The following is a 26,401-nucleotide window of genomic DNA, read 5'->3' as shown; positions in this document are numbered from 1 at the left end:
GCCGGGCCGCGGTGTTCCGACGGAGATGCATCGCATGAAATTCCTGTCCTTTTTCATCTCGCGCTTGAGCAAGGCCCTGGTGGTGGTGCTGGGCGTGGTCATCATCAACTTCTTCATGATCCGCCTCGCGCCTGGCGATCCGGCCGCCGTGCTGGCAGGCCAGGCAGGCGCGGGCGACGCTACCTACGTGGAAAACCTGCGCGCCGAGTTCGGCCTGGACCAGCCGCTGCTGACCCAGCTCTGGCTGTATCTGAAGGGCGTTTTCCAGCTCGACCTGGGGTTCTCGTACCGCAATCATGTACCGGTACTGGACCTGATACTCGAGCGCCTGCCGGCAACCTTCCTGCTGATGTCCTGCGCGTTCCTGTTCTCGATCGTGTTCGGCGTGCTGCTTGGCGTGATTGCCGCCAAGGCGCGCTACAGCAACAAGCGCCGCTGGATCGACAGCAGTGTCATGACCGGCGCGCTGCTGCTGTACGCCACGCCGCTGTTCTGGCTGTCGCTGATGGGCATCCTGCTGTTCTCGGTACTGCTGGGCTGGCTGCCGGCCTTCGGCATGGAATCCGTGGGCGCCAGCCTGACCGGCTGGGCGCGCGTGCGCGATGTTGCCATGCACCTGGTCCTGCCCACCGTGACCCTGGGCTGCTTCTTCATGGCGGTCTACGTGCGCCTGACGCGCGCCTCGATGCTGGAAGTGATCGGCATGGATTTCGTCAAGACCGCCCGCGCCAAAGGCGTCAGCCCCAACCGCGTGATCCGCACGCACGTGCTGCGCAATGCCTTGCTGCCGGTGGTCACGTTCGCCGGCATCCAGCTCGGTCAGATGGCCGGCGGCGCCATACTGACCGAGACCGTATTCGCCTGGCCCGGCATCGGCCGGCTGATGTTCGACGCCCTGCTGCAACGCGACTACCAGTTATTGCTGGGCATCTTCCTGGTCACCTCGATCATGGTGGTGGTGTTCAACCTGCTGACTGACCTGCTGTACCGGTACATCGACCCCCGCATTTCGGCGGGTTCGCCGGAGGCCGCAGCATGAAGCCATTCCTGAAACGCTACATGCGCAACTACGGCGCGGTGGCCGGCCTGGCCGTGATGCTGGTGGTCGTGGCCGCCGCCCTTGCAGCGCCGCTGCTCTACCCCGAATCGCCCTGGATGATGGTGGCCGAACCGCTGATCAAGCCATTCGCGGATCCGGCCTATCCGTTTGGCACCGACATGCTGGGCCGCGACATTACTGCCGGGCTGGTATGGGGCGCGCGCGTATCGTTGCTGGTGGGCCTGCTGTCCACCGGCGTGGCCCTGGCGTTCGGCATCCTGGTGGGCGCCATTGCAGGCTACTGCGGCGGCCGCATCGACGATGCGCTGATGCGGTTCACCGAGTTCTTCCAGACCATCCCGCAACTGGCCATGGCAGTCGTGCTGGTCGCGATCCTGAACCCCACGGTGTATTCGATCATGGGCGCCATCGCCCTGGTGTCATGGCCGCCGGCAGCGCGGTTGGTGCGCTCCGAGTTCATGACGCTCAAGCAGCGCGAGTTCGTGCAGGCCGCCATCGTCATCGGCCAGACGCCCTCGCGCATCATCTGCACGCAGATCCTGCCCAATGCCATGTCGCCCATCATCGTGTCGGCCTCGTTCATGGTGGCCACGGCCATTCTTACGGAATCCGCGCTGTCTTTCCTGGGGCTGGGCGATCGCAATCTGATGAGCTGGGGTTTCATGATAGGCGCGGCCCGCACCATGATCCGCGAAGCCTGGTGGATGAGTGTCTGGCCCGGCGTCGCCATCCTGCTGACTGTGCTGGCCATCAACCTGATCGGCGAAGGCCTGAACGACGCCCTCAACCCCCAACTGCGCAAGCGCGGCGAATAAGAGGCCACCATGAACGACAACACCCCTTTGCTGTCGGTGCGCAACCTGACCATCGCCTTGCCTGCGGGCGGCGACCGCCCCTATGCGGTGCGCGATATCTCGTACGACGTGCGCGCGGGCGAGATCCTGTGCATCGTGGGCGAATCCGGTTCGGGAAAATCCATGAGCGCCAACGCCATCATGGGCTTGTTGCCCGATTACCTGACGCCGCAGGGCGGCCAGATCCTGTTGCGCGGTACCGACTTGCTCAAGCAGGACGAAGCACGCCTGCAAGCCATGCGCGGCAAGGACATGGCCATGATCTTCCAGGAACCCCTCTCGGCGCTCAATCCGCTGATGACCGTGGGTGAGCAGATTGCCGAAGTCATGCGCGTGCACAATGCCTACCCCGGACAGGCACGCATGCGGCGTGTGCACGAACTGCTGGAGTTCGTCGGCCTGCCCGACCCGGCCACGCTGTATCACGTCTATCCTTTCCGTCTGTCCGGCGGCCAGCGCCAGCGCGTCATGATTGCCATGGCCCTGGCCCTGGAGCCGTCGCTGCTGATCGCCGACGAGCCGACCACTGCCCTGGATGTGACCACCCAGGCGCAGATACTGGCGCTGATCGCCCGCATCCAGAAAGAGAAAGGCATGGGCGTCATGTTCGTGACGCACGACTTCGGCGTGGTGGCCGAAATCGCGCATCGCGTAGCGGTGATGGAACATGGCGAACTGGTCGAGCAAGGTCCGGCCGAACAGATCTTGAATGCTCCCCGGCATCCCTATACCCAGCGCCTGATCGGGGCGGTGCCGCGGCGTCGGGCCGATGCCGGCGACACGGCCGGCGACGGCCCGCCCGTGCTGGAAGTGCGCAACCTCAGCAAGACATACGTCACGGGCCGCGGCTGGTTTGGCCACAAGCGGGTGGTGCGGGCGGTCGACGGCGTCAGCTTCACCGTCAGGCGCGGCCAGACACTGGGCATCGTCGGCGAATCGGGTTCGGGCAAATCCACGATCGGCAAATGCCTGCTCAAGCTCATCGGAGTCAATGGCGGCGAACTGATCTTCGACGGCCGCGACATCGCCGGCCTGAGCGAAAGCCAGTTCCGGCCGATGCGAAAAGACATCCAGATGATCTTCCAGGATCCGTTCGCCTCGCTCAACCCGCGCCATACCGTGGGCCGCATCATCAGCGACGGCCCCGTCGCCAGCGGCCAGCCACGCGCCCGGGCCGAAGCCCGCGCCCGCGAACTGCTAAGCCTGGTCGGCCTGGACGCCTCGACATTCGACCGCTATCCCAACCAGTTCTCGGGCGGCCAGCGCCAGCGTATCGGCATCGCCCGCGCGCTGGCGCTCGAGCCCAGGATACTGGTGGCTGACGAATCGGTGTCGGCCCTGGACGTATCGGTGCAGGCCCAGGTGTTGCAACTGCTGCACCAGCTTCAGCAGCGGTTGCAGATCGCGCTGATTTTCATCACCCATGATTTGCGGGTGGCCGCGCAGATCTGCAACGCGGTACTGGTCATGCACCAGGGCAAAGTCGTGGAATACGGCAGCCCTGGCCAGATCTTCGACCAGCCCCAGCACGCCTACACGCAGAAATTGATCGCGGCCGTCCCCGGCCAGCACTGGAATCCGCCGGCCGCGCTGCAACCGGAGCCTGCCCCATGAGCAACGCCGACCTGACGCGCCGCAAGGACGCCGCCACGCCGCGCGGCGTGGGAGTCATGTGCAATTTTTACGCCGACCACGCCGACAACGCCGAATTGTGGGATATCGAGGGCCGCCGCTATATTGATTTCGCCAGTGGCATCGCCGTGCTGAATACGGGCCATCGCCACCCCCGCCTGGTCCAGGCCATCGAAGCGCAGCTCAAGCGCTTCACCCATACTGCCTACCAGATCGTGCCCTATGCCAGCTATATCGAGCTGGCCGAGCAGATCAACCAATTGGTGCCAGGCGATTTTCCCAAGAAGACCGCGCTCTTCACCACGGGCGCCGAGGCAGTCGAGAATGCCGTCAAGATTGCCCGCAGCGCCACCGGACGCTCGGCGCTGATCGCCTTCAGCGCCGCGTTTCATGGCCGCACGTTGCTGGGCATGGCGCTGACCGGCAAGGTAGTGCCCTACAAGGTGGGCTTCGGCCCGTTTCCCGCCGATATCTACCACGCGCCCTACCCCGATCCAGCGCATGGCGTTTCAGTAGCCAACGCGCTGGCCGGCCTGCAAAAGCTGTTCAAGACCAATGTCGACCCGCGCCGCGTGGCCGCCATCGTCATCGAGCCCGTACAAGGCGAAGGCGGCTTCAATATCTGCCCGCCCGACTTCATGCAGGCGCTGCGCGCGCTGTGCAGCGAGCACGGCATCCTGCTGATCGCCGACGAAGTCCAGACCGGCTTTGGCCGCACCGGCAAGATGTTCGCGATGGAACACTACGGCGTCGCAGCAGACCTTACCGCAATGGCCAAGGGCCTGGCGGGCGGCATGCCGCTGTCAGCCGTGTGCGGACGCGCCGAAGTCATGGACGCGCCTGCTCCGGGCGGACTGGGTGGTACCTACGCCGGCAATCCGCTGGCCGTGGCGGCAGCCCTGGAAGTCGTGCGGCTGATGCAGGCCGGCGGGCTTCCGGCGCGTGGCGCAGTCCAGGGCGAACGACTGCGCCGCCATCTTGAAGCGCTGCGCCCGCGCGTGCCCGAACTGGCCGATGTACGTGGGCTGGGAGCCATGGTGGCAGCCGAATTCCGTCATCCCGCCGATGGCGGCCCGCATCCCGACTATACGAGTAGGATCCAGGCGCGCGCGCTCGAAAAGAACCTGCTGCTGCTGAGCTGCGGGGTGGACGGCAATGTTATCCGCTTCCTGTTCCCGCTGACTATTGCCGAGGACACCATGAGCGAAGCCATGGACATCCTGGCCCAGGTCCTGCCCGCATGACCCTCGCCCCATCACAAGGAGACAGCCTCATGAACCGCCCCGGCGCAGTGCCCACGGTACAGATCGACAATGAACATGTCAGGGTGACCGAATGGCGATTCCCGCCCGGCGGCGAAACCGGCTGGCACCGCCACGGCATGCCCTACGTCGTGGTGCCCCAGACCACCGGGCCACTGCTGCTCGAGACAGCCGAAGGACAGGTCTCCAGCGCGCTGCGCACAGGCATCTCTTACTACCGCCCCATGGGCGTCGAACACAACGTCATCAACCCGAACAGCACGGAATTCGTCTTCGTGGAAATCGAGCTCAAGCAAGCCTAGCCACAGCGAGGATCCTCATGAAGGCGTTTTTTTGCGAAGAACAGATGCTGCATGCGCCGCAGCAGTTCATGCGGCTGGGCCGCCTGTGCGCACCCACGGACACGCCGGCCCGCGCCCAGACGCTGCGCGCGACGCTGGCTGCCCGCGGCGTGCAGGTGCAGGCGCCGCCCGACTATGGGCGCGGCCCGCTGCACGGCGTGCACAGCCCCGACTACCTGGACTTCCTGGAGCATGCCTATACGCGCTGGCTGGCCCTGCGCGCCCAGGGCATGGACCCGGGCGACGAGGTACTACCCAACCTGGCTCCCTACTACAGTGGCCGCCCCGAGCAGGCCGAACGCGGCCCCTGCCCGTCGGGTTGTATCGTGGCGCAGGCTGGCTATTATCTTGGCGATCTATCTTGCCCCATCGGCCCGCACACCTGGCGCTCGGCCCTGCGCTCGACCCATAGCGCCGTCGCCGCGGCCGACTGGGTCGCGCAGAACCAGGGCATGGCCTATGCCCTGTGCCGACCCTCGGGCCACCACGCCCACCGTGACCGCGCCAGTGGTTTCTGCTACCTGAACAGCAGCGCTGCCGCAGCCCAGCGCCTGCTGCAGACATACGGCAAGATCGCCATCCTGGACGTCGATGCCCATCATGGCGATGGCACGCAACAGATCTTTTATCAGCGCCCCGATGTCATGACCTTGTCGCTGCACGCCGATCCTACCGGGTACTACCCCTTCTATACCGGCCATGCCCATGAGCGCGGCTACGGTAGCGGCCATGGCTACAACCTGAATTTCCCGCTGGCTCACGGTTGTCCCGGCGAAACCTTCCTGGAAGCCCTGGACAGCGCTTTGGTGGCGCTGCGCGACTACCGGCCGCGCGCGCTGGTGCTACCCTTGGGATTCGATACCCACAAAGACGACCCTATCAGCGTGCTCGCACTGGACCTCGACGCCTACCGGCACATTGGCGAGCGGGTCAACGGGCTGGGCTTGCCCACGGTGGTCGTGCAAGAAGGCGGCTATCTGATCGAAGCGATCGGCCCCGCCCTGGATGCGTTCCTGCAGGGCATGGCCCAGGCTGTGTCGCACTAGCCATGCCTCCCCACCTTGCCGCCGACCTGCCCGGCCCGCCATCCTCGCCCCGGTCCGGCATCGCCTTGTACCTGGCGGCGCTGGTGCTGTTCGCCAGCTTCGATGCCGCGGTCAAGCACCTATTGACGCTGTATCCCGCGCCCTTCCTGAATGTCATGCGCTACCTGGCAGTTGCCACCATCGCCATATGCCTGGTGCTGCGCCACGGATTGCCCCGCCTGCCGGCCACGCCCGACAAGGGGCTGCTGCTGTTGCGCGGACTGATGCTGGGCACCGTGGGCACGTGCTTCATGACGGCCCTGATCTGGATGCCCCTGTCAGAAGCCACCGCCATCTATTTCACGTCGCCCCTTATCGTGGTGGCCCTGTCGCCCTGGCTGCTGCGCGAGCGCGTCGGCGCCACGCAATGGGCCGCCGTGGCGCTGGGTTGTGCCGGCATGCTGCTGATCGTTCGGCCGGGCAACAGCCTGCCATGGCTGGGCACGGTCTTGATGGCGGTATCGGCGGTCAGCTATGCGCTTTTCCAGGTGCTGACCCGCAAGCTGTCGGGGCGCGTGCCCAGCCATGTGCAATACGCGTATACCGCCTTCGTGTGCCTCGTCATCACGGCGGTGCCGGCGCCGTTCTTCCTGCCCGCCCCCTGGCCCGACCTGCGTGACAGCGTGGTGATCGTGCTGCTGGGCATCACGAATGGGTTGGGCCAGGTATTGCTGATCGCCGCATTCCGGCGCGTGCCCGCCTCGACCCTGGCGCCATTCAATTATTGCCACCTGCTGATGGCCGTGGCCTTCAGTACCTTTGTGTTCGGCCGTCCGCCAGACCTGCTGGCCATCGCCGGCATGGCGCTGATCGTGACAGCCGGCTTGTTCCTTGTGTCGCGTGCCCGCCACCCCGGCAGCCGCGCGAAGGCGGCAATCTAGACGATGCGCGAATACTGCGCCTGGGTACGGCGCTCACGCAGATGGCGGTCAAATATCATGGCTACCGCACGCACGAAATACCAACCCAGTCCGGTAACGTGCAATGCGCCCGGTTCGCGCTGCACCAGTCCCATGCCGGCCAGGTCCTGCAGCGCTTCGAGTTCGGCAGAAAAATAAGCGTCGAACGCGATGCCGTGCGCCTGCTCGATGGAATCGAATTCCAGGCCACCCTGGCACATGATGGCCATGATGACGTCGCGGCGCAGTTGGTCGTCGGCGCTCATGGCCAGGCCGCGCTCGACCGCGAACTCGTCTTGCTCGATGCGCGCGTAGTAGTCGTCCAGTGTCTTGGCGTTCTGGCCGTAGGCAGCACCCACCCGCCCGATGGCCGATACTCCCAGGGCGATCAGGTCGCAGTCGGGCTGGGTGCTGTAGCCCTGGAAATTGCGATGCAGGCACCCCTCGCGCTTGGCGCGGGCCAAGGCATCGTCGTGCAATGCAAAATGGTCCATGCCGATATAGTCGTAGCCGGCATCCAGGAAGCGCGCGATGGCCGTGCCCAGCAATGCGACGCGCGTCTCGCCGTCGGGCAGTTCGGCCGACACGATGCGGCGCTGCGGCTTGAAGCGTTCCGGCAAGTGGGCGTAGCCATACAGGGCGATGCGATCGGGTCGCAGGCCACAGACCTGGTCCAGCATGCGGGCGAATGACTCCGGCGTCTGCAAAGGCAGGCCGTAGATCAGGTCCATGTTGACCGAGGCGAACCCCAGCGCCCGGGCGCTGTGCATCAGGTCGCGCACGCTTTCGTACGACTGGATGCGATGCACGGCGCGCTGCACCGCCGGATCGAAGTCCTGGACGCCCAGGCTCAGGCGGTTGAAGCCCAGCCGGGCCAGCTGCGCCAGGCGTTCGGCCGACACGGTACGCGGGTCGACCTCGATCGAGACCTCGGCATCGGGCAACAAGCGGAAATGGCTGCGCAATGCCGCCATCAGGCCCCCGAGCTCTTCGTCAGACAAGAAAGTGGGCGTTCCCCCGCCAAAGTGCAGTTGCGACACGGGTTCGTCATTGCCGATCAGGCCCGCGTGCAGGGCCATTTCACGCTGCAGGGCGTCCAGGTAGCGTACGGCGCGCTCGTGGTGACGCGTGATGACCTTGTTGCAGGCGCAGTAGTAGCACAGCGACTCGCAAAAAGGGATATGCACGTACAGCGACAACGGCCGGGGGCCGTCCTGGGCAGAACCTTGCGCGCGACGGATCAGCGCCTCGCGGTATTGCGCTGGCCCGAAGCCGGTGTCGTAGCGATCGGCGGTGGGGTAAGAGGTATAGCGCGGGCCGTTTTTGTCGAGCCGGGCCAGGATCTCGCGCGAGAACGAAGGGGGGGATTGCATGAAGTGATTATGCAAAGCTCGACGGCCCGGCATCTTGATCAAACGCAAAATTAATGCAGATGAATGCCGCAGTTGCGTTGCATCAATCAGCCAGGCATTACTCACCGCCACGCCTTTCAGACCACATGATGTAGTAGTAGTCTACCCAGACCAACACTACATGAAGTATCCCGCCATGATGCCCCAGCAAATCCTCAAGCGCGACGGCCGCATCGTCGATTTCGACGGCGCCAAGGTCGTCCACGCCATCGCCGCGGCCGGCCAAGCCACCGGCGAAGTCGATCCCGCCGCCGCCGAGATACTGGGCGCGCGGGTGGCCGCGCGCCTTGCCGGTTATCCCTGCCCTGGCATCGAGGCCATCCAGAACCAGGTCGAAGACGCACTGGTCGAAGCCGGCTGCTGGCAGACGGCGCGCGCCTACATCGTGTACCGCGAACGCCACGCCCGCCTGCGCTCCCTGCAGCACACGCTGGTCGACGTCGAAAGCTCCATGGAAGAATACCTGGACCAGCGCGACTGGCGCGTCAACGCCAACGCCAACCAGGGGTACAGCCTGGGCGGCCTGATCCTGAACGTGGCCGGCAAGGTCACCGCCAACTACTGGCTGTCCCACGTCTACGCCCCCGCGGCCGGCCAGGCCCACCGCGACGGCGACATCCATATCCACGATCTGGACATGCTCAGCGGGTACTGCGCCGGCTGGTCGTTGCGGCAACTGCTCACCGAAGGCTTCAATGGCATCCCCGGCAAGGTCGAGGCCACCCCGCCACGCCATATGTCGGCCGCCATCGGGCAAATCGTCAACTTCCTGGGTACCCTGCAAAACGAATGGGCCGGCGCCCAGGCATTCAGTTCGTTCGACACCTACATGGCGCCCTTCGTGCGCTGCGACAGCATGAGCTATGCCGAGGTCAAGCAGGCAATGCAAGAGCTCATCTACAACCTCAACGTGCCCAGCCGCTGGGGTACCCAGACGCCTTTTACCAACCTGACCTTCGACCTTACCTGCCCGGCCGACCTGCGCGAGCAGATCCCGTATATCGGCGGCCAGGAAATGCCGTTCAGCTACGGTGACCTGCAGGTCGAAATGGACATGATCAACCGCGCCTACATCGAAGTCATGATGGCCGGCGACGCCAAGGGCCGGGTATTCACGTTCCCCATTCCCACCTACAACATCACCGCCGATTTCGACTGGAACCACCCCAATACCGAACTGCTGTTCGACATGACCGCCAAGTACGGGCTGCCGTACTTCCAGAATTTCCTCAATTCCGACCTCGAGCCGCACATGGTTCGATCGATGTGCTGCCGGCTGCAGCTTGATCTGCGCGAACTCCTCAAGCGCGGCAACGGTCTGTTCGGTTCCGCCGAGCAAACCGGCTCGGTGGGCGTGGTCACGATCAACTGCGCCCGCCTTGGCTACCGCCACGCCGGCGACGAAACCGCGCTTCTGCAGCAACTGAATGCGCTGCTGGAACTGGGTCGCGACGTTCTCGAAGTCAAGCGCAAGGTGGTGCAGCGCTATATCGACCAGGGCCTGTACCCATATACCCGGCGTTACCTGGGTACGTTGCGCAACCATTTCAGCACACTGGGCGTGAACGGCATCAACGAAATGGTACGCAACTTCAGCGGCGATGCCTACGACATCACCGCGCCGCAGGGCCACGCGCTGGCCGTGCGGCTGCTTGATCACGTGCGGGCCCGCATGACCGAATTCCAGGAATCCACCGGCCACCTGTATAACCTGGAGGCCACGCCGGCTGAAGGCACCACGTACCGCTTTGCCCGCGAAGACCGCAAGCGCTGGCCCGATATCCTGCAAGCTGGAACCGACGCCCAGCCCTACTACACCAATTCCAGCCAGTTGCCCGTGGGCCACACCGACGACCCCTTCGAGGCGCTGGCCATGCAGGAAACCCTGCAAAGCAAGTACACCGGCGGCACCGTCCTGCACCTGTACATGAACGAGGCCGTCTCTTCCGCCGCCACCTGCCGCCAACTGGTACGCCGGGCGCTCGAGAATTTCCGGCTGCCCTACATCACGATCACGCCCACGTTCTCGATCTGCCCCACCCATGGCTATTTGTCAGGCCGGCACGAGTTCTGCCCCAGATGCGATGCCGAATTGCTATCCCGGCAACAGGCATGCAGCAACAGCTAGGCGCCCCGCGCCCGGCACAGCCGGCCTGGCATCGTCGGGCCGGGCCATTCCCTCAACCCAGGAGCCGCTATGCAATCTCTTACCACCGCCCCCACCCGCACCGACATCCAACTCGACGACAGCCAGCGCGTACGCTGCGAGATCTGGACCCGCGTCATGGGCTATCACCGTCCGGTCACGTCATTCAACACAGGAAAACAAGGCGAATTCAATGAACGCCGCTTCTTCACCGAACGACGCGCCGCCTGACGTTCCCGAAACAGCCTCCAGGCGCACGGCGGCACCCGCCGCGGTGCCGTCCGTGCCGCGCGGTGAACCCGCCATCGGCGGCATCGTGCCTTATTCCAGTGTCGACTGGCCGGGTATGCTGGCCGCCGTGGTCTTCATTTCCGGCTGTCCATGGCGCTGCAGCTATTGCCACAATCCGCACCTGCAACGGCGCAGCGGCCACTACGACTGGAAGGCCGTCCTCGAATTCCTGAACGGACGGCGAGGCCTGCTCGATGCGGTGGTGTTTTCGGGGGGCGAACCCCTGAGCGAACCGCGCCTGCCGCAGATGGTACGCGCGGTCAGGGCGCTGGGGTTCCGCGTGGCCCTGCATACCGCCGGCATCTATCCATCACGCTTGCACGACCTGCTTGCCCACCTTGATTGGGTCGGCTTCGACGTCAAGGCCGATGCCGCAGGCCACGACGCCCTGACCGGACGCCCCGATACTTATGCAGCCACCCAGGCCTGCCTGGAATCGCTGCTGGCCAGCGGCATCCCGTTCGAATGCCGCACCACCTGGAGTCCACGCTGGCTGACCGAACCCGCGCTTGTCGATCTTGCCCGCGACCTGGCCCGACGCGGTGTACGCCATTACGCCGTGCAGAACCATCGCGCCTCACCCGAAGCCCCACCTTCGGCCGTGCTCAGCGCTACCACCCTGGCCGAGCTGCAGGCGCTCTTCTCCTGCTTCGCTTATCGCTAGTTGACATCGCGCAATACGCAGCATTGCCTCATCGCCTACTGTTGCGCAATCGCCCAAATTAGGGATTCTGTATCCATGTGGTTCAAAACACTGACTCTCGCCGGCCGTGACCTGCTCCCCATTGTCCAAGGCGGCATGGGCGTCGGCATCTCGGCACACCGTCTGGCCGGCGCAGTCGCAAGCGAAAACGCCGTTGGCACCATCGCCAGCGTCGACCTTCGCCATCATCACCCCGATCTGCTCGAGCAAACCATCAAGTGCCGCGACCGCCTGGCCATCGATCACGCCAATTGTGTCGCGCTCGACCGTGAAATCCGCGCCGCAAGAAAAATCTCCGGCGGCCGTGGCCTGATAGCCGTCAACGTCATGAAGGCAGTGCGCGATCACGCCGCCCTGGTGAAACAGGCCTGCGAAAGCGGCGCCGATGCCATCGTCATGGGCGCCGGCCTGCCGCTGGACCTGCCCGAAATGACGGCCGACCACAACAAGGTCGCCCTGATCCCCATCCTTTCGGAAGCACGCGGCGTGGGCATCGTGATCAAGAAATGGCTCAAGAAGGGCCGCCTGGCCTCTGCCATCGTCATCGAACACCCGGCCCATGCGGGTGGCCATCTGGGCGCCACCAAATTGTCCGAACTTGGCGACGATCGCTTCAGCTTCAGTCGCGTACTGGCAGAATGCCGCGCACTGTTCGACGAACTCGGCCTGAACCGAGATGCACCCAAGCTCATCGTGGCTGGCGGTGTAGGCAGCCATGACAAGGTCAGGCATTGGCTCGCCAATGGCGCCGACGCCGTGCAGGTCGGCACCGCCTTCGCCGTTACCAAAGAAGGCGATGCACACCCGAATTTCAAGCAAGTCCTGATCGGCGCCGACCCCACCCAGTTGAAGGAGTTCATCAGCGTGGCAGGCCTGCCGGCCCGCGCCGTGGCTACGCCATGGCTTACCCGCTACCTGCGCCAGGAAAAAAAGCTGCAAGACAATGCACGCGCCGATCCCCGCCGCTGCACCCAGCGCATGGACTGCCTGACGCAATGCGGCTTGCGCGACGGCCTGGCACGATTCGGACAATTCTGCATCGACTTGAAGCTGGCAGCTGCCGTGCGTGGCGAAGTCGACAAGGGCCTGTTCTTCCGCGGCGGTTCCAAACTGCCCTTCGGTGATGCCATCCGTCCCGTACGTGAACTGATCGACTATCTGTTGCACGGTGTCATGCCACCTACCCAGCCCGAGGCAGGCACGGACACGCAGCTCGCATTCACTTGAATCCGCGTCCCCGCCAGGCTGCGCCCCACTGGCAGGTGGCAGCCTGCCCCAAGCTCGCCTACGGCTGTGTGCTGGCCACTTCGCCCATCTGCTGCGCCATGATGAACACAGCTTGCCAAACCACAGTCCGCTCTGCTTCCGTACTTTCCTGGTGATACCGCTTGGTAGCACCAAACTGATTCAGCACCATATGGCGGGTCGGCTCAACGCCCACTTTTTCCAGGCAGGCCTTGACACAAGCCAGTACGCAACCATCCAAGGCCAGAATGGGCCGCCCGCTGCGAGCCCGCTTTACCAGCAGCGGCACACCCCCGCCCACACCACTGATACATGACATTTCGGCCACGCTCTCGTGGTCGAGCCGCACGGCCAGATAGTTGGCCAACTGAGCCACGCTCGAACAACCCGAGCAAGAGTAAACCAAAGGCAAGGTCGGACTGGACATGGCTACAGTGTCAAGCCGGTTGGTCGCAGCCAACTGGGCCGTTCGGTGGCATCAAGCCAGTTCTTGACAATCAATCCCAGTTCGGTATCGCCAGCAATGCGCAGGCGGCGCTGAAAGAACAAGGTATCCGCATCTGAGGTTCCGCGCACCAAGGCCAAGAAATCACCCAGAGAGGCGCCCAGTTGCAGGTCGACCTCGGTCGTCCATAGTGGCCGGAAGCGACCCCGCCGACAAGTGAAGCAACTGCGCAGGCCCAAGTCGTCGACCTTGATGGCAAAGCGCTTGCCTTCGATTTCCACGGGAGGCAGCAGCCACTTCAAGTATCTTGCGATTTCCAGGCCCAAGGCAAAGTGCGCCGAAACCAGGGGCGCGGGCAGCACGCGATCAAGACGTGCGAGAACGGCGGAAAATCGATTCATGTAGAAGTTTCCAGGTAGTCAATGCCAGCGCGGCCATGCCAGTATCCATTGCAGCGGCCGATGTCCGCAGGCGGCGACACCGGGTCGTACCCCTGCCCTTGGCGTATCTGATCCAATGCAAGCACAGCCTGCAAAGTATTTTGCGACTGCGGGCTGACACGCAATACGTCGACGCCCATGGCAACCAGATCGTCCGTGTGTTCAAGCAGGTCGAGACAGGCAGCCGATTGGGTCTGGATGCCGTTGAGAGCAAGGAATTCCTGGCCTTCGCGCGTACGCATGTTCATGCCATCGGGGTAATCGATACAGCGAAACTCGCAGGCGTCTTTCTTCAGGCGAAAATGGCGCGCGGTAAAGCAGCGAGCAGAAAAGGCCAACGGCAAGCGCCCCCACACCATGACTTCCGCCTGCAAGCCAGCCGGCCGGTCTTGTAGCAGATATTGCAAGGTATCGCGGTCCATTTCAACCGAGGCCACAAACCGCATGGCACCCTGCGAAGCAAGCCACGCCAGCGTATCGCCATGGTAGGCGTTGATATGCGGGCCCGCCACGAAATGACGGCCCGTCATGTGGCGCAAGGCCCCGACTTCGCCGGCCTCGAGCATGAAATCGTCGTGTTCGCACAGGCGCCGTAGCGCATGCGCGTCGGCGCTGGTCTCGATGAGTGTCTGGCTGGACAACACGACAGTCTTGCCGGCATCACGCAGGGCGCGAGCAAGATCCAGCCAGTCGGTGGCGCGCAGTTCGTGGCGGCGGCTGCAGACGGTTTCCCCCAGATAGATGATATCGACCGGACTATCGATGGCGGCTGCGTAGAAATCCAGCACGGTGCGCCGGGGCCAGTAGTACAACAATGGGCCCAACGAAATTTGGTAAGACATTGGATTATTTCCAGGGGCGATCGAAGGCGCCTTGGGTGACTTGGGACCCTTCAGCTTGGCTTGCCAGTGCGGTCATCCAGTCAGGCTTGACCGAATAGCGCGCCGCATCGGCCTGCACGGCGTCCAGGGCCGCGCGCAGTGTGGCAACCACCTGGCTGACATAGGCGGGGCTACGCTGGCGCCCTTCGATTTTTACGGCGGACACACCCATGGCGTGGATGGCGGGCAGCAAGCCCAATGCATTGAGGCTGGCGGGCTCTTCGATGGCATAGTCGGCCTTGCCTTCGACCTCGAAGCGGCCCTTGCACAAGGTGGGATACGCGGCAGGCTCGCCTTCTGCATAGCGATCGATCAGGATTCCGTTCAGGCGTGCGTCCAGGCCGGTATCGGTTTCATACCAGCGCACCGCATGTGCCGGCGAACACACTCCCTTGTTATTGGGCGAATCGCCGGTGGCGTACGACGACAGCAAGCAGCGGCCTTCTGCCATGACACACAAGCTGCCGAAACCGAAGACCTCGATCTCGACCGAGGTCTGCGCACAGATCTTGCCGATCTCGGCCATGGTGAGTACGCGCGGCAGCACCACGCGGCTGATGCCGAAGTGCTCGCGCATCAGTTCGATTGCATCGACATGCGTGGCCGAGCCTTGCACGGACATATGCAGGCGCAAGCCCGGGTAGCGATCGCGGGTGTAGGCCATCAGGCCGGGATCGGCCATGATGACCGCATCGGCCTGCAACGCGTGGGCGGCATCAACCGCGGCGCGCCATTCGTGGGTACGGCCTGCCTGCGGAAAGGTATTGATGGCGAACAGCACCTGGCGCCCCATGGCGTGGGCCAGTTCGACGCCGGCGCGGACGTCGGATTCGGTGAAGTTCAGGCCAGCGAAGTTGCGAGCGTTCGTGGCATTTTTCAGGCCCAGGTACACGGCGTCGGCGCCGGCGTTCAGGGCGGCCTTCAGGGCAACAAGGCTGCCAGCGGGGGCCACCAGGTCTAGGGCAGAGGTACGCGTTTCCATGCGGCAGTGTAGGAGTCAGTCCTGCACTTTCGCCTTGTCGCAGATCAAGGCCCGCCGGCCGCTCAGCCTGGAGGGGCCTTGCGGCTGAACGGAACCCGCTGGCCCTAGTATCCGCGGTCGCGCGCCACCATGCCGGTAAGCGGTTCGCCACGCATGAAACGGCCGATCTTGTCGGCCACCTGCGCAATGGTCTCGCGCCGCAGGCTCAGGGCTGCCACATGAGGGGTCAGGGTCACGCGCGGATGGCTCCAGAATGGATGCCCCTTGGGCAGCGGTTCCTGGCGAAAGACATCCAGCGTGGCGCCGCGCAGGTGGCCGGATTTCAGCAAAGCCAGCAGGTCTTCTTCAACCAGGTGCTCGCCGCGCCCCATGTTCACCAGGTATGACTGGGGTAACAACTGCTGTAGCGTATCGCGGCGCAGAATGTCGCGGGTTTCGTCGGTCAGGGGCAAGGTATTGATCAGCACGCGAGTACGCGCCAGGAACGCCGGCAGACGCCCCACACCGGCAAAACCCTGCACGCCGGACGGCACCTTGCCGCTACGCGACCACCCCGCCACCGGATAATCCAGCGCCGCGAGCGTTTGCGCCACGCGCGTACCCATCACCCCGGTTCCCAGTACCCCGATCGGCCATTGCGTGCGGTCGAGCTCCGGCAAAGCTTGCCATACCCCCGCCTGTTGCTGCGCAGCATAATCATCCAGTTGCCGGCTGGCGCGCACCACGGCCCATACCGCGTACTCGGCCATTTGCACGGCCATGCCGGCGTCTTCCAGCCGCACGATCGGCAGGTCGGGCGGCAGGGTGGGCAGCCTGAACAAGGCATCGACACCCGCGCCCAGGTTGAAAACCGCGCGTAATTTACGTTCACGCTCGAAGAGCGCCGCCGGCGGCCCCCATACCACGGCAACATCTGCGTCCTGCACGGGCAGATCGGGCCGCCACAGCACAACCTTGGCACCCGGCAGGGCGGCCTCGAGAGGGTCTATCCATTCATGCGGCGTGATTTCGTGGCTGGAGGCAAAGACAATCTTCATGGCAGGCAGGTTCGGGTCGGATGATTGGGCAGGATGGTGGCGCAGCCGGCGGGCGGCGCACGACATGATCCGATGATGATATAACAGGCTGAACCGGCGGCGGCCCATCGCCGCCTCCCTCTAGCCAGGCCACGCCCATGACATCCCTGAACGAAACTCAGTTGCGCGACGTGCAATATCAATTGCACCCCTACACCAATGCTGTCGCGCACCAGCGCACCGGCCCGATCGTGATCGAGCGCGGCGAAGGCATCTATGTTTACGATGATCAGGGTCGCCAATATCTGGAAGGCATGGCCGGCCTGTGGAGCGTGGCGCTGGGTTTTGGCGAACAGCGGCTGGTGGACGCCGCCACGCGCCAACTGCAGAAGCTGCCCTACTACCACACGTTTACGCATAAATCGCACACGCCGGCGATCGAACTGGCTGAACGACTAATAGGCTACACCGACGGACGCATGGCCAAGGCGTTCTTCACCAACTCGGGATCGGAAGCCAACGACACGGTCATCAAGCTGGTGTGGTACTACAACAATGCGCTGGGCCGGCCCGACAAAAAGAAAATCATTGCCCGTCAGCGCGGCTACCACGGCGTCACGGTGGCCTCGGCCAGCCTGACCGGTCTGGCAGGCAATCACAAAGACTTCGACCTGCCCCTGGCGCGCATGCTGCACACGGCATGCCCGCATCATTATCGCAACGGCCTGCCCGGCGAGTCCGAGGAAGACTACGCCACCCGCCTGGCCAACGAACTGGAAGCACTGATCGTGCGCGAAGGGTCGGAAACCATCGCGGCCTTCATCGGCGAACCGCTCATGGGCGCCGGCGGTGTCATCGTGCCGCCCCGCACGTATTGGCAAAAAGTGCAGGCGGTATGCCGCAAATACGATGTGCTGATCATCGCCGACGAGGTCATTACCGGCTTTGGGCGATTGGGCCAGCGCTTTGGTTGCGATGTGCTGGGTATCGATCCGGACATCATGGTGCTGTCCAAGCAGATCACGTCCTCGTATCAACCGCTGGGCGCAGTGCTGCTCAATGCCAAGGTGGCCGATGCGATTGCCACCCACAGCGGGCGGCTGGGCACATTCGGCCATGGTTACACTGCCAGCGGCCACCCGGTGGCCACCGCCGTGGCGCTGGAAAACCTGAAAATCATCGACGAACGCGGGCTGATCGAACACGCGGCCGAGATGGGTCACTTGATGCAGCAAGAACTGCGCGCCCTGGCCAACCACCCATTGGTGGGCGAGGTACGCGGCCTGGGCCTGATCGCCGGCGTCGAACTGGTGGCCGACAAAGAAAGCCGCCGCCCGTTCGACCCCCTGGGCAAGGCTGGCGTCTACGCCTACGAGCGTGCCCATGCGCACGGCCTGATCGTGCGCGGCATCCAGGACACCGTGGCGTTCTGCCCGCCCCTGATCATCCAGCCGGGCCAGGTGCGCGATATGATCCGGCGCTTTGCCGCGACGCTGGACGATGTCAGCGCTTTCGTGGCGGCCTGAGCCCTAGCGCCGCCGCGAACCCAGCAACGAGCCCAGCATGCCGCGCACGAGCTGGCGCGCCAGCGTACGCGCGGTACTCTTGACCACGGACTGCACCACGCCATCACGCCGGCCGCCGCGCGGGCCCGTAGAACCGAACAACACGTCGTTCAGCCCGTCCATCACACCGCCGGACTCGCCTTGGCCGGCAGTGTCTTTCGACGAACCGGTCGTATCTTTGGACCGGCCGGCGGGCGCACCCGCATCCGGCGCTTCGGCGCTGGCCCTGGCGGTGAGCACTTCATAAGCGGATTCCCGGTCGATGGCCTGCGCATATTTGCCCGCCATCGTCGGATCCTGCCGCAATGCCTGGCGCTCGGCATCCGTGGCTGGGCCGATGCGGCTGCCTGGCGGCAGGATCCAGGCCCGCTCGGTGGGCGCGGGCCGGCCCTTGGCATCCAGCAGCGAGACCAGCGCCTCGCCCACCCCCAATTCCGTAATGGCGGCCTCGATGTCCAGGCCGGGATTCGGGCGCATGGTCTGCGCCGCGGTCTTGACAGCCTTCTGATCGCGCGGCGTGAAGGCCCGCAGCGCATGTTGGACTCGGTTGCCCAACTGGCCCAGCACCGAGTCCGGGATGTCCAGGGGATTCTGCGTAACGAAATACACTCCCACCCCCTTGGAGCGCACCAGGCGCACGACCTGCTCGATCTTGTCCAGCAAAGCCTTGGGTGCATCGTCGAACAGCAGGTGCGCTTCGTCGAAAAAGAACACCAGCTTGGGCTGCTCGCGGTCGCCGACTTCGGGCAGTTTTTCGTACAGGTCGGCCAGCAGCCACAGCAAGAACACACCGTACAGGCGTGGGGATTGCATCAGGCGATCGGCGGCCAGGATGCTGACGAAGCCGCGACCCTGCGCATCAGTACGCATCAGGTCGCTGACGTCGAGCATCGGCTCGCCGAAGAACTGCTGCGCCCCTTGGGATTCCAAGGTCAGCAGGCTGCGCTGAATGGCGCCGACCGACGCCGAAGATACATTGCCATAGCGGGTCTTGAGTTCGGCGGCCCGATCGGCCACGTTTTGCAGCATGGCCCGCAAGTCTTTCAAGTCCAGCAACAACTGGCCTTCATCGTCGGCGACACGAAACACCAAGGTCAGCACCCCTTCCTGGGTGTCGTTGAGTTCGAGCATGCGCGACAGCAGCAGCGGCCCCATATCGGATACCGTGGCCCGCACAGGCAGCCCTTGCTCGCCGAATACGTCCCACAGCACCGCCGGGCTGGCGCCCCAAGTGGGCTCGGGCACGCCGATCGCCTTCAGACGCTCTTGCAGCTTGGGCGACGAGGCGCCAGGCTGGGAAATGCCGGTCAGGTCGCCCTTGACGTCAGCCATGAACACCGGCGTGCCGATACGCGAAAACGCCTCGGCCAGCACTTGTAACGTTACTGTCTTGCCTGTGCCGGTGGCACCGGTAATGCACCCGTGGCGGTTGGCCAATGCCGGCAGCAAGGCCAGTTGAGTCTGGGCGTTCTGGGCAACGATGATGGGATCGGGCATGGTGGCTCTCCGGGCGATGCAAAAATGGTGCCACAAGTGTATTGCGTGCGCCACGACTTGTGCGCATCAACGCGCACCCCCCGGGGGCAGGCTGGTCCAACCACGGTAAAATGGCTTTTTTGCCTATATCACCTTCTGGGACATCATGGCTGGACACAGCAAATGGGCCAATATCCAGCACCGCAAGGGGCGTCAGGACGCCAAGCGGGGCAAGCTCTGGACCAAAATCATTCGTGAGATCACCGTCGCGGCGCGGGCCGGCGGGCCCGACCCGGACAGCAACCCACGCCTGCGCATGGCCTGGGACAAGGCTACCGACGCCAATATGCCCAAGGACAACGTCCAACGCGCCATCCAGCGCGGCGCGGGCGGTGCCGATGGCGCCAACTATGAGGAAGTCCGCTACGAGGGCTATGGCATCGGCGGTGCGGCGGTCGTTGTCGATTGCATGACCGATAATCGAACCCGCACTGTGGCCGAAGTACGGCACGCCTTCGCCAAGAATGGCGGCAACCTGGGCCAGGAAGGCTCGGTGGCTTTCATGTTCAAGCATTGCGGCCAGTTCGTGTTCGCTCCCGGTACTCCCGAAGACACCGTGATGGAAGCCGCGTTGGAAGCCGGCGCCGAAGACGTCGCCACCGATGACGAAGGCGTCATCGAAGTCGTCTGCGCACCGACCGACTACGCCGCGGTACGCAAGGCATTCGAGGCCGCTGGCTTGAAGGCCGAGATCGAGGGCATCATCATGAAGCCCCAGAACGAAACCGAACTCACCGGCGAAGACGCCGTGAAAATGCAAAAGCTGCTCGACGCCCTGGAAGGTCTGGACGACGTTCAAGAAGTCTATACCACCGTCGTATTCGACGAAGCGCAATGACCTCTGCGGCACGGTGGGCTCGCCGTGCCGCCCCTCGTGCCATGCGTGCTGCGACACAACGCCATGGCCACTTTAAGAAGCAATAAAACATGAAACTCCTGGTAATCGGTTCCGGCGGCCGTGAACATGCCCTGGCTTGGCGCCTGGCCCGCTCCCCCCGCGTCCACAAGGTCTATGTGGCTCCGGGCAACGGCGGCACCGAGCAGGGCGACCTGCTGCAGAACGTGCCGCTCACCAGTCCTGAAGAACTGGCCGATTTTGTCCTACGCGAGAACGTTTCCCTGACGGTGGTCGGGCCCGAGGCCCCCTTGGCCGCAGGCGTCGTCGACGTATTCCGCGCACGCGGGCTCAAGATATTTGGCCCCACCAAGGCGGCCGCCCAATTGGAAAGCTCCAAGGACTATGCCAAGGCCTTCATGGTGCGCCATGGAATTCCCACTGCCCAATACGCAACCTTCACTGATCCGGCCAAGGCGCATGCCTATATCGACCAACAAGGCGCGCCTATCGTCATCAAGGCCGATGGCCTGGCCGCCGGCAAAGGCGTAGTGGTAGCCACGGACCTTGAGCAAGCCCACGCAGCCGTGGACGCCATGCTGGGCGACGGCAGCCTGGGCCAGGCAGGGGCGCGCGTCGTGATCGAAGAATGCCTGGTGGGCGAAGAGGCCAGCTTCATTGTCATGGTGGATGGCCGCAACGTGCTGGCGCTGGCCACCAGCCAGGACCACAAACGCCTGCAAGACGGCGACACCGGCCCCAATACGGGCGGCATGGGCGCCTATTCGCCGGCCCCCATCATCACGCCCGAACTGCACCATCGGATCATGCGCGAGATCATCCTGCCGACCGTGCAAGGCATGACGCGCGACGGCATCCCCTACACCGGCTTCCTGTATGCCGGACTCATGATTGCGCCCGGCGACGATCCCGACCGCCCGATCAAGACGCTGGAATTCAACTGCCGCATGGGCGACCCTGAAACCCAGCCCATCATGATGCGAGTCAAGAGCGACCTGCTCGATGCACTGGAACACGCGATCGAAGGCACGCTCGACCAGGCCGACATCATCTGGGATCGCCGCACCGCACTGGGCGTCGTGCTGGCTGCGCACAACTACCCCGGTACGCCGCGCAACGGCGACGTCATCGCCACGCTGCCCGCCGATACCGAAGACTGCGCAATTTTCCATGCCGGCACGCGGCGCGAAAACGGCCAACTCAAGACGGCTGGCGGCCGGGTACTGTGCGTGACGGCCCTGGGCGATTCCGTGCGCATGGCGCGCGAGCGCGCCTACATCGGGGTGGATGCGGTTCAATTTGCCGGCCGGCAGTACCGCACCGATATCGGTTGGCGCGCGCTCAAACCCTCGCAACAGAAAAACAAGTCGCCGGCTTGAGGTCCACGGGTAAAACGATGAGCGCAGCCCCAGTTTCCGCCGTACACGCCTACCTTGCGAGCTTGCAGGCGGACATCGTGCAGGCGCTCGAGCAGGCCGGCGGCGAGACCTTTCGCACCGACAGCTGGCAGCGCGCCGAAGGCGGTGGCGGCGTATCGCGCCTGATCGAAGGCGGCCAGTTGCTCGAGCGCGCGGGGGTGCTGTTCAGCCACGTGCATGGCACCCGGCTGCCACCATCGGCCAGTGCCCATCGGCCCGAACTTGCCGGACGCTCCTGGCAGGCCATGGGGGTATCGCTGGTGCTGCACCCCCGCAACCCCTACGTCCCCACCGCGCACATGAACGTACGCATGTTCGTGGCAGCCGCGCGCCCCGGGCACGACGAAAGCGAAGTCTTCTGGTTCGGCGGCGGACTCGACCTGACGCCCTGCTACGCCTTCGAAGACGACGCACGGCATTTCCACCAGGCCTGCCGGGCTGCGCTCGATCCGCATGGCGCGGCGTACTATCCGCAATACAAACGCTGGTGCGATGAGTACTTCTACCTGAAGCACCGGCAAGAAATGCGCGGCATCGGCGGTATCTTCTTCGACGATCTCAGTGAACCGGGCTTCGAGGCGTCGTTCGCGCTGCTGCGCTCGGTGGGCGATGCCTTCCTGCCCGCCTACCTGCCCATCGTGCAGCGCCGCCGCGACACTCCGTACGCACAGGCACAACGTGACTTCCAGGCCTACCGACGCGGGCGCTACGTCGAGTTCAACCTCGTCTTCGATCGCGGCACGCTGTTCGGCCTGCAGTCGGGCGGACGCACCGAGTCCATCTTGCTGTCGATGCCGCCCATGGCGCAGTGGCGTTACGATTGGCAGCCGGCTCCAGGCACTCCCGAGGCTGCATTGGCCGGCTTCCTGCAACCCCGGGAATGGGCGTGAATCGCATCGGCCTGCTCGGCGGCAGTTTCGACCCGGTGCACCTGGCGCACTTGGCGCTGGCCCGCGCAGCGCTCGACGAACTGCACCTGGCCCAGGTTCAATTCATCCCGGCAGCCAACCCCTGGCAGCGAGCGCCCCTGCGGGCAGCCCCCCGGCATCGGTTGCGCATGATTGAACTGGCTATCGATGGCCAATCCCGATTGGCCGCCAATCCCATCGAACTCGAACGCGGCGGCGCCACCTACACCATCGATACCCTGCGTGCCCTGCCCGCCAATGCCAACTATGTGTGGCTGCTGGGCACCGACCAGTTGGCCAATTTCTGCTCCTGGCATCAATGGCAGGCCATCGTCGAACGGGTCGACCTGGCCGTCGCCACCCGCCCGGGCACGCCGCTCGCCCCCCCCGCCGAATTGGCTGCCTGGCTGGCCACGCACGGCCGGGTACTGGCCGAGCTACCCTTCACGCCCATGGCGGTATCGGCCTCCGATATCCGTGACCGGCTGGCACAAGGCAAGGCCACGACAGGCCTGCTGCCGCCGCAAGTGGCCAGCTACATCGCCGATCACGGCCTATATCGGTAAATTCCGCCGCCTGGCGACACCAAACCGCCCTCCTGGGCGGGTTATATTTGCGAACATGGATATACAGAAACTACAACGTGCCGTCATTGACGCTCTGGAAGACGTGAAGGCGCAAGACATCAAGGTCTTCAACACGACCCATCTCACCAGCTTGTTCGATCGCGTCGTGATCGCCAGCGCCACATCGAACCGCCAGACCCGCGCATTGGCCTCCAGCGTGGCCGACCGTGGCCGGGAACTCAAACTGACCGGCGTCACCGTCGAAGGCGAAGATACCGGTGAATGGGTGGTGGTCGACCTGGGCGACATCGTGGTGCACGTCATGCAGCCCGCCATCCGCCAGTATTACAACCTGGAAGAAATCTGGGGCGACAAGCCGGTACGCGTCAAGCTGTTGCCAGGCTCGGGCACGGCGCCGTTCGCGAATGCCTCGAGTCATGCCGACGACCCAGACACCTGACACCGCGTGAAGCTGATCGTCATCGCCGTGGGCAATCGGATGCCAGCCTGGGTCCAGGCGGCCTGGGACGACTACGCCAAGCGCCTGCCGCCCGATTGCGCACTGGAGCTACGGGAAATCAAGCCGGAACCTCGCACTACCGGCAAGACGCCCACCCAGATGATGGCTGCGGAAGCCCGCCGCATCGAGGCCTCTATCCCTGCCGGCGCACTGCGGCTGGCCCTGGACGAGCGCGGCCGCGACCTTACCACGATGGCACTCTCGCAACGGCTCGAACAATGGCGTTCGGGAGGGCGCGATGTGGTTTTCCTGGTGGGTGGGCCCGACGGGCTGGATGATGCCCTGAAAATCGGCTGCGATGGCCAGATCCGCCTGTCGTCACTGACGCTGCCCCACCCAATGGTGCGGGTCGTTCTGGCGGAACAGCTCTACCGTGCCTGGGCCATCCTGGCCAACCACCCTTATCACCGCGCCTGAGGCCGCTCATGGCACAAGCTCCCGACCTCTTGACCCGCGCACCGCGCCTGTACCTGGCCTCGGCCAGCCCGCGCCGCCGCGAGCTGCTTACCCAGATCGGGCTGGCACACACGGTACTGCAAGTGCCCGCACCACCGGGGGAAGACGAGCCGCAGCATGCTGGTGAAACTGCCGCCCATTACGTGCGGCGCACGGCGCGCGACAAGGCTGAACGAGGCCGCCTATGGATGGCCGCGCAGCAATTGGCGCCCTTGCCGGTGCTGGCGGCCGACACCACCGTTATCCTGCAAGGTGCGGTATTGGGCAAACCGGCTGACCGGACGGATGCCATGCACATGCTGGCTCGCCTGTCCGGCGCCAGCCATCAGGTACATACCGCCGTGGCGCTGTGGCACCAGGGTCGATTGTACGAAGACGTGTCGATCTCCGAAGTACGCATGTGCGATCTGAGCGCGGACGACATTGCACGCTATTGCGATAGCGGCGAACCCTACGGCAAGGCGGGGGCATATGGCATCCAGGGGCTGGCCGGCACTTTCATTGCCCACCTGGCCGGCAGCTATACAGGCGTGATGGGGCTGCCGCTATTCGAAACAAGCAAGCTGCTACGCCGCATCGGCATCCTGCTGCCCTGATAGGTAAACCGGTGGGGCGCGCAACACTCTGAAGCAAGCGTCGGCCACCTGCCGGGGGGGCACAGCCTGGATGTCACTCAGCCCTGGAGGCGGACAAACATTGGCTGCGTATGGACGATCCCAGAACCATTCCGGATTGGACTCATTGAAAACACCCACGTAGGGCACGCATACCCCCTGCCCTATATGCGAAGGCCCGCAATCGTTGGCCACTACCAAGCGGGCATCCAACATCAGCGCGGCGAGTTCCGGAATGGGGCGGCCACTGACCAAATCGAAATCTGGCCGCATCAGCGCCTGCAGCATTGCCTGCTCAGCAGACTCGGCCGGCCCCAGCACGAAGCTAAAGCGTGTACCGCCCCCCAATCGCGCTTTCAGTAAATCAGCCAGTGCCACGAAATTATTGATTCCCCATCGCTTGAAATCGCCGTCCCCGCCACCGGGGATCAACACAATATCCGCCGAGGGTCGTCGTTCTGGCGCCAACGCGGCGATTTCCTCGAAACAACGACGCACTATCGTCTCGGCTTGTAGCGGCCGATATGTATTGAGCAGATACAAATTAGCCAGGCCAATATACTCGTTGATATTCTTGGGCCAGGCATGTGTCCAGGCGAAATCGAACAGCCGGCCGTTGCGAAAACCCAGCCTCGCCCTGGGCTGCCGTAGCAGGCTGATCAGGCCATAGCGCTCGCTGGTATGGTGCAGGCATACAGCCAGATCGGCCCGCTTGGGGATGGCCCGTAGCGCATCGCACAGCCCCTGGACCTGAACGCACTCATCTACCCAGGGCAGTTGTCGATAATAGCTGGCGACATCATGCTGTACCACCACCCGCAGCTTGGCTTGTGGCCACCATTGTTTTAATTGATACAGCGCGGGGAAAGAGACGACTTGGTCGCCGAACTTTGCTCGGCTACGAAGGTAGACGACGATATCTTGCATAGGCGCGGCAATAACCCCGTGGGGTAACCAGAACGAGGGCAATTCTAGCCGGCGCCACCCCGCATATAGGTCTGAATAATGAACAAACCGTTAGAATTCCTGCGCTGCCGCAAGCAAGTCATAGCAGGGGAACGGCTGTTTTTATTAACGTGGGGTAATAATCCGTGCGACGCGTCGAAAGCGTAGCCGCAAAGACAAAACCCCAGCACGAAGAGTGCTGGGGTTTTGGGGCATAAGAGCCTGACGATGACCTACTTTCACAGACGGGAAGTCCACTATCATCGGCGCGAAGGCGTTTCACTGTCCTGTTCGGGATGGGAAGGAGTGGGTCCACCTTGCTA

The 26,401-nt window shown here is 64.1% G+C and carries 27 protein-coding genes and 1 rRNA gene; 19 read left to right on the top strand and 9 right to left on the bottom strand.

Translation table 11 applies throughout. The annotated features are described in order from the left end of the window. Nucleotides 1–25 precede the first annotated feature (25 nt). The 7 genes from KW845_RS28865 to KW845_RS28835 are packed head-to-tail and all read left to right on the top strand — an operon-like array spanning nt 26 to nt 7,115. On the top strand, nt 26–1,039 hold the full coding sequence (locus KW845_RS28865) for an ABC transporter permease (RefSeq protein ID WP_218372862.1): 1,014 nt from the start codon (nt 26–28) through the stop codon (nt 1,037–1,039). Further along, nucleotides 1,036–1,875: an ABC transporter permease gene (locus KW845_RS28860; protein WP_218372861.1), complete on the top strand. Its 840-nt coding sequence runs from the start codon at nt 1,036–1,038 to the stop codon at nt 1,873–1,875. Before KW845_RS28865 ends, KW845_RS28860 begins: the two co-directional genes overlap by 4 nt. A gap of 9 nt (nt 1,876–1,884) precedes the next feature. Then, a complete protein-coding gene (locus KW845_RS28855) occupies nt 1,885–3,528 on the top strand; it encodes an ABC transporter ATP-binding protein (RefSeq protein WP_218372860.1) in 1,644 nt (547 codons plus the stop codon). Continuing rightward, the gene (gabT, locus tag KW845_RS28850) at nt 3,525–4,790 is read left to right on the top strand and encodes a 4-aminobutyrate--2-oxoglutarate transaminase (protein WP_218372859.1); all 1,266 of its coding nucleotides are present in this window, start codon (nt 3,525–3,527) and stop codon (nt 4,788–4,790) included. The genes KW845_RS28855 and gabT overlap by 4 nt, the downstream gene beginning before the upstream one ends. Nucleotides 4,791–4,819: 29 nt before the next feature. After that, on the top strand, nt 4,820–5,110 hold the full coding sequence (locus KW845_RS28845; RefSeq protein WP_218372858.1) for a cupin domain-containing protein: 291 nt from the start codon (nt 4,820–4,822) through the stop codon (nt 5,108–5,110). 17 nt (nt 5,111–5,127) lie between these two features. Continuing rightward, the gene (locus tag KW845_RS28840; RefSeq protein ID WP_218372857.1) at nt 5,128–6,195 is read left to right on the top strand and encodes a histone deacetylase family protein; all 1,068 of its coding nucleotides are present in this window, start codon (nt 5,128–5,130) and stop codon (nt 6,193–6,195) included. Between the two features lie 2 nt (nt 6,196–6,197). After that, complete coding sequence (locus KW845_RS28835) at nt 6,198–7,115, top strand: DMT family transporter (protein WP_218372856.1); 918 nt, start codon at nt 6,198–6,200, stop codon at nt 7,113–7,115. On the opposite strand, the gene hemN is transcribed toward KW845_RS28835, so the two are convergent. Continuing rightward, nucleotides 7,112–8,506, bottom strand: coding sequence for an oxygen-independent coproporphyrinogen III oxidase (gene hemN, locus KW845_RS28830; protein WP_255593031.1), 1,395 nt, complete (start codon nt 8,504–8,506; stop codon nt 7,112–7,114). The genes KW845_RS28835 and hemN overlap by 4 nt on opposite strands. 175 nt (nt 8,507–8,681) lie before the next feature. Between hemN and KW845_RS28825 the strand changes: the two genes are divergently transcribed. The 4 genes from KW845_RS28825 (at nt 8,682) to KW845_RS28810 (ending at nt 12,912) form a co-directional block, all read left to right on the top strand. Then, nucleotides 8,682–10,673, top strand: coding sequence for a ribonucleoside triphosphate reductase (locus KW845_RS28825; protein ID WP_218372854.1), 1,992 nt, complete (start codon nt 8,682–8,684; stop codon nt 10,671–10,673). A gap of 69 nt (nt 10,674–10,742) precedes the next feature. Then, nucleotides 10,743–10,922: an anaerobic ribonucleoside-triphosphate reductase gene (gene nrdD, locus KW845_RS28820; protein WP_218372853.1), complete on the top strand. Its 180-nt coding sequence runs from the start codon at nt 10,743–10,745 to the stop codon at nt 10,920–10,922. Beyond that, nucleotides 10,885–11,646 carry an anaerobic ribonucleoside-triphosphate reductase activating protein gene (locus KW845_RS28815; RefSeq protein ID WP_218372852.1) on the top strand — a complete coding sequence of 254 codons (762 nt, stop codon included), beginning with the start codon at nt 10,885–10,887 and terminating at the stop codon, nt 11,644–11,646. The genes nrdD and KW845_RS28815 overlap by 38 nt, the downstream gene beginning before the upstream one ends. A 75-nt stretch (nt 11,647–11,721) precedes the next feature. Then, nucleotides 11,722–12,912 (top strand): nitronate monooxygenase family protein, encoded by a 1,191-nt coding sequence (locus KW845_RS28810; RefSeq protein WP_218372851.1) that lies wholly within the window; start codon nt 11,722–11,724, stop codon nt 12,910–12,912. Nucleotides 12,913–12,970: 58 nt separating this feature from the next. Here KW845_RS28810 and KW845_RS28805 read toward each other — a convergent pair whose 3' ends face one another. From KW845_RS28805 to KW845_RS28785, 5 genes are all read right to left on the bottom strand, one after another. Further along, entirely contained in the window at nt 12,971–13,357 is a 387-nt protein-coding gene (locus tag KW845_RS28805; protein WP_218372850.1) for a putative zinc-binding protein, read from the bottom strand. Between the two features lie 2 nt (nt 13,358–13,359). Next, nucleotides 13,360–13,776 (bottom strand): SCP2 domain-containing protein, encoded by a 417-nt coding sequence (locus KW845_RS28800; RefSeq protein ID WP_218372849.1) that lies wholly within the window; start codon nt 13,774–13,776, stop codon nt 13,360–13,362. Continuing rightward, a complete protein-coding gene (locus KW845_RS28795) occupies nt 13,773–14,657 on the bottom strand; it encodes a U32 family peptidase (protein WP_218372848.1) in 885 nt (294 codons plus the stop codon). Before KW845_RS28795 ends, KW845_RS28800 begins: the two co-directional genes overlap by 4 nt. Before the next feature lie 4 nt (nt 14,658–14,661). Further along, nucleotides 14,662–15,678 carry a peptidase U32 family protein gene (locus KW845_RS28790; protein ID WP_218372847.1) on the bottom strand — a complete coding sequence of 339 codons (1,017 nt, stop codon included), beginning with the start codon at nt 15,676–15,678 and terminating at the stop codon, nt 14,662–14,664. Nucleotides 15,679–15,782: 104 nt separating this feature from the next. Further along, entirely contained in the window at nt 15,783–16,715 is a 933-nt protein-coding gene (locus tag KW845_RS28785) for a glyoxylate/hydroxypyruvate reductase A (protein WP_218372846.1), read from the bottom strand. 137 nt (nt 16,716–16,852) lie between these two features. Between KW845_RS28785 and KW845_RS28780 the strand changes: the two genes are divergently transcribed. Further along, nucleotides 16,853–18,220, top strand: a complete 1,368-nt coding sequence (locus KW845_RS28780) for an aspartate aminotransferase family protein (protein ID WP_218372845.1) — start codon at nt 16,853–16,855, stop codon at nt 18,218–18,220. A gap of 3 nt (nt 18,221–18,223) precedes the next feature. On the opposite strand, the gene KW845_RS28775 is transcribed toward KW845_RS28780, so the two are convergent. Continuing rightward, nucleotides 18,224–19,756, bottom strand: a complete 1,533-nt coding sequence (locus KW845_RS28775; RefSeq protein ID WP_218372844.1) for a helicase HerA-like C-terminal domain-containing protein — start codon at nt 19,754–19,756, stop codon at nt 18,224–18,226. 145 nt (nt 19,757–19,901) lie between these two features. Between KW845_RS28775 and KW845_RS28770 the strand changes: the two genes are divergently transcribed. The 7 genes from KW845_RS28770 to KW845_RS28740 all read left to right on the top strand — a co-directional run bounded on the left by KW845_RS28770 (nt 19,902) and on the right by KW845_RS28740 (nt 25,115). Next, nucleotides 19,902–20,633 carry a YebC/PmpR family DNA-binding transcriptional regulator gene (locus KW845_RS28770; RefSeq protein ID WP_218372843.1) on the top strand — a complete coding sequence of 244 codons (732 nt, stop codon included), beginning with the start codon at nt 19,902–19,904 and terminating at the stop codon, nt 20,631–20,633. Nucleotides 20,634–20,722: 89 nt separating this feature from the next. Beyond that, nucleotides 20,723–22,030, top strand: coding sequence for a phosphoribosylamine--glycine ligase (purD, locus tag KW845_RS28765; protein ID WP_218372842.1), 1,308 nt, complete (start codon nt 20,723–20,725; stop codon nt 22,028–22,030). A gap of 17 nt (nt 22,031–22,047) precedes the next feature. Next, nucleotides 22,048–22,959 carry an oxygen-dependent coproporphyrinogen oxidase gene (gene hemF / locus KW845_RS28760; RefSeq protein ID WP_218372841.1) on the top strand — a complete coding sequence of 304 codons (912 nt, stop codon included), beginning with the start codon at nt 22,048–22,050 and terminating at the stop codon, nt 22,957–22,959. Further along, on the top strand, nt 22,950–23,543 hold the full coding sequence (gene nadD, locus KW845_RS28755; protein ID WP_218372840.1) for a nicotinate (nicotinamide) nucleotide adenylyltransferase: 594 nt from the start codon (nt 22,950–22,952) through the stop codon (nt 23,541–23,543). The genes hemF and nadD overlap by 10 nt, the downstream gene beginning before the upstream one ends. 55 nt (nt 23,544–23,598) lie before the next feature. Further along, nucleotides 23,599–24,003: a ribosome silencing factor gene (gene rsfS / locus KW845_RS28750; RefSeq protein ID WP_218372839.1), complete on the top strand. Its 405-nt coding sequence runs from the start codon at nt 23,599–23,601 to the stop codon at nt 24,001–24,003. A gap of 6 nt (nt 24,004–24,009) precedes the next feature. After that, nucleotides 24,010–24,480 (top strand): 23S rRNA (pseudouridine(1915)-N(3))-methyltransferase RlmH, encoded by a 471-nt coding sequence (gene rlmH / locus KW845_RS28745; protein WP_218372838.1) that lies wholly within the window; start codon nt 24,010–24,012, stop codon nt 24,478–24,480. A gap of 8 nt (nt 24,481–24,488) precedes the next feature. Continuing rightward, on the top strand, nt 24,489–25,115 hold the full coding sequence (locus tag KW845_RS28740) for a nucleoside triphosphate pyrophosphatase (protein ID WP_218372837.1): 627 nt from the start codon (nt 24,489–24,491) through the stop codon (nt 25,113–25,115). Here the strand turns inward: KW845_RS28740 and KW845_RS28735 are convergent. Both KW845_RS28735 and rrf read right to left on the bottom strand, forming a co-directional pair. Next, complete coding sequence (locus tag KW845_RS28735; protein WP_218372836.1) at nt 25,086–26,060, bottom strand: glycosyltransferase family 9 protein; 975 nt, start codon at nt 26,058–26,060, stop codon at nt 25,086–25,088. The genes KW845_RS28740 and KW845_RS28735 overlap by 30 nt on opposite strands. Nucleotides 26,061–26,298: 238 nt before the next feature. Next, nucleotides 26,299–26,401 (bottom strand): 5S ribosomal RNA (rrf, locus tag KW845_RS28730); the annotation flags it as partial.

This window comes from Bordetella sp. BOR01, from assembly GCF_019218885.1.
In the GTDB taxonomy this organism is placed as follows: domain Bacteria; phylum Pseudomonadota; class Gammaproteobacteria; order Burkholderiales; family Burkholderiaceae_B; genus Bordetella_A.
This window is presented reverse-complemented; position numbering and strand designations above follow the sequence as displayed.

Excerpts from the sequence above, each read along its gene's own strand:
- KW845_RS28865 (WP_218372862.1), top strand. The coding sequence starts at position 26 with ATGCATCGCATGAAATTCCTGTCCTTTTTCATCTCGCGCTTGAGCAAG.
- KW845_RS28860 (WP_218372861.1), top strand. The coding sequence starts at position 1,036 with ATGAAGCCATTCCTGAAACGCTACATGCGCAACTACGGCGCGGTGGCC.
- KW845_RS28855 (WP_218372860.1), top strand. The coding sequence starts at position 1,885 with ATGAACGACAACACCCCTTTGCTGTCGGTGCGCAACCTGACCATCGCC.
- gabT (WP_218372859.1), top strand. The coding sequence starts at position 3,525 with ATGAGCAACGCCGACCTGACGCGCCGCAAGGACGCCGCCACGCCGCGC.
- KW845_RS28845 (WP_218372858.1), top strand. The coding sequence starts at position 4,820 with ATGAACCGCCCCGGCGCAGTGCCCACGGTACAGATCGACAATGAACAT.
- KW845_RS28840 (WP_218372857.1), top strand. The coding sequence starts at position 5,128 with ATGAAGGCGTTTTTTTGCGAAGAACAGATGCTGCATGCGCCGCAGCAG.
- KW845_RS28835 (WP_218372856.1), top strand. The coding sequence starts at position 6,198 with ATGCCTCCCCACCTTGCCGCCGACCTGCCCGGCCCGCCATCCTCGCCC.
- hemN (WP_255593031.1), bottom strand. The coding sequence starts at position 8,506 with ATGCAATCCCCCCCTTCGTTCTCGCGCGAGATCCTGGCCCGGCTCGAC.
- KW845_RS28825 (WP_218372854.1), top strand. The coding sequence starts at position 8,682 with ATGATGCCCCAGCAAATCCTCAAGCGCGACGGCCGCATCGTCGATTTC.
- nrdD (WP_218372853.1), top strand. The coding sequence starts at position 10,743 with ATGCAATCTCTTACCACCGCCCCCACCCGCACCGACATCCAACTCGAC.
- KW845_RS28815 (WP_218372852.1), top strand. The coding sequence starts at position 10,885 with ATGAACGCCGCTTCTTCACCGAACGACGCGCCGCCTGACGTTCCCGAA.
- KW845_RS28810 (WP_218372851.1), top strand. The coding sequence starts at position 11,722 with ATGTGGTTCAAAACACTGACTCTCGCCGGCCGTGACCTGCTCCCCATT.
- KW845_RS28805 (WP_218372850.1), bottom strand. The coding sequence starts at position 13,357 with ATGTCCAGTCCGACCTTGCCTTTGGTTTACTCTTGCTCGGGTTGTTCG.
- KW845_RS28800 (WP_218372849.1), bottom strand. The coding sequence starts at position 13,776 with ATGAATCGATTTTCCGCCGTTCTCGCACGTCTTGATCGCGTGCTGCCC.
- KW845_RS28795 (WP_218372848.1), bottom strand. The coding sequence starts at position 14,657 with ATGTCTTACCAAATTTCGTTGGGCCCATTGTTGTACTACTGGCCCCGG.
- KW845_RS28790 (WP_218372847.1), bottom strand. The coding sequence starts at position 15,678 with ATGGAAACGCGTACCTCTGCCCTAGACCTGGTGGCCCCCGCTGGCAGC.
- KW845_RS28785 (WP_218372846.1), bottom strand. The coding sequence starts at position 16,715 with ATGAAGATTGTCTTTGCCTCCAGCCACGAAATCACGCCGCATGAATGG.
- KW845_RS28780 (WP_218372845.1), top strand. The coding sequence starts at position 16,853 with ATGACATCCCTGAACGAAACTCAGTTGCGCGACGTGCAATATCAATTG.
- KW845_RS28775 (WP_218372844.1), bottom strand. The coding sequence starts at position 19,756 with ATGCCCGATCCCATCATCGTTGCCCAGAACGCCCAGACTCAACTGGCC.
- KW845_RS28770 (WP_218372843.1), top strand. The coding sequence starts at position 19,902 with ATGGCTGGACACAGCAAATGGGCCAATATCCAGCACCGCAAGGGGCGT.
- purD (WP_218372842.1), top strand. The coding sequence starts at position 20,723 with ATGAAACTCCTGGTAATCGGTTCCGGCGGCCGTGAACATGCCCTGGCT.
- hemF (WP_218372841.1), top strand. The coding sequence starts at position 22,048 with ATGAGCGCAGCCCCAGTTTCCGCCGTACACGCCTACCTTGCGAGCTTG.
- nadD (WP_218372840.1), top strand. The coding sequence starts at position 22,950 with ATGGGCGTGAATCGCATCGGCCTGCTCGGCGGCAGTTTCGACCCGGTG.
- rsfS (WP_218372839.1), top strand. The coding sequence starts at position 23,599 with ATGGATATACAGAAACTACAACGTGCCGTCATTGACGCTCTGGAAGAC.
- KW845_RS28740 (WP_218372837.1), top strand. The coding sequence starts at position 24,489 with ATGGCACAAGCTCCCGACCTCTTGACCCGCGCACCGCGCCTGTACCTG.
- KW845_RS28735 (WP_218372836.1), bottom strand. The coding sequence starts at position 26,060 with ATGCAAGATATCGTCGTCTACCTTCGTAGCCGAGCAAAGTTCGGCGAC.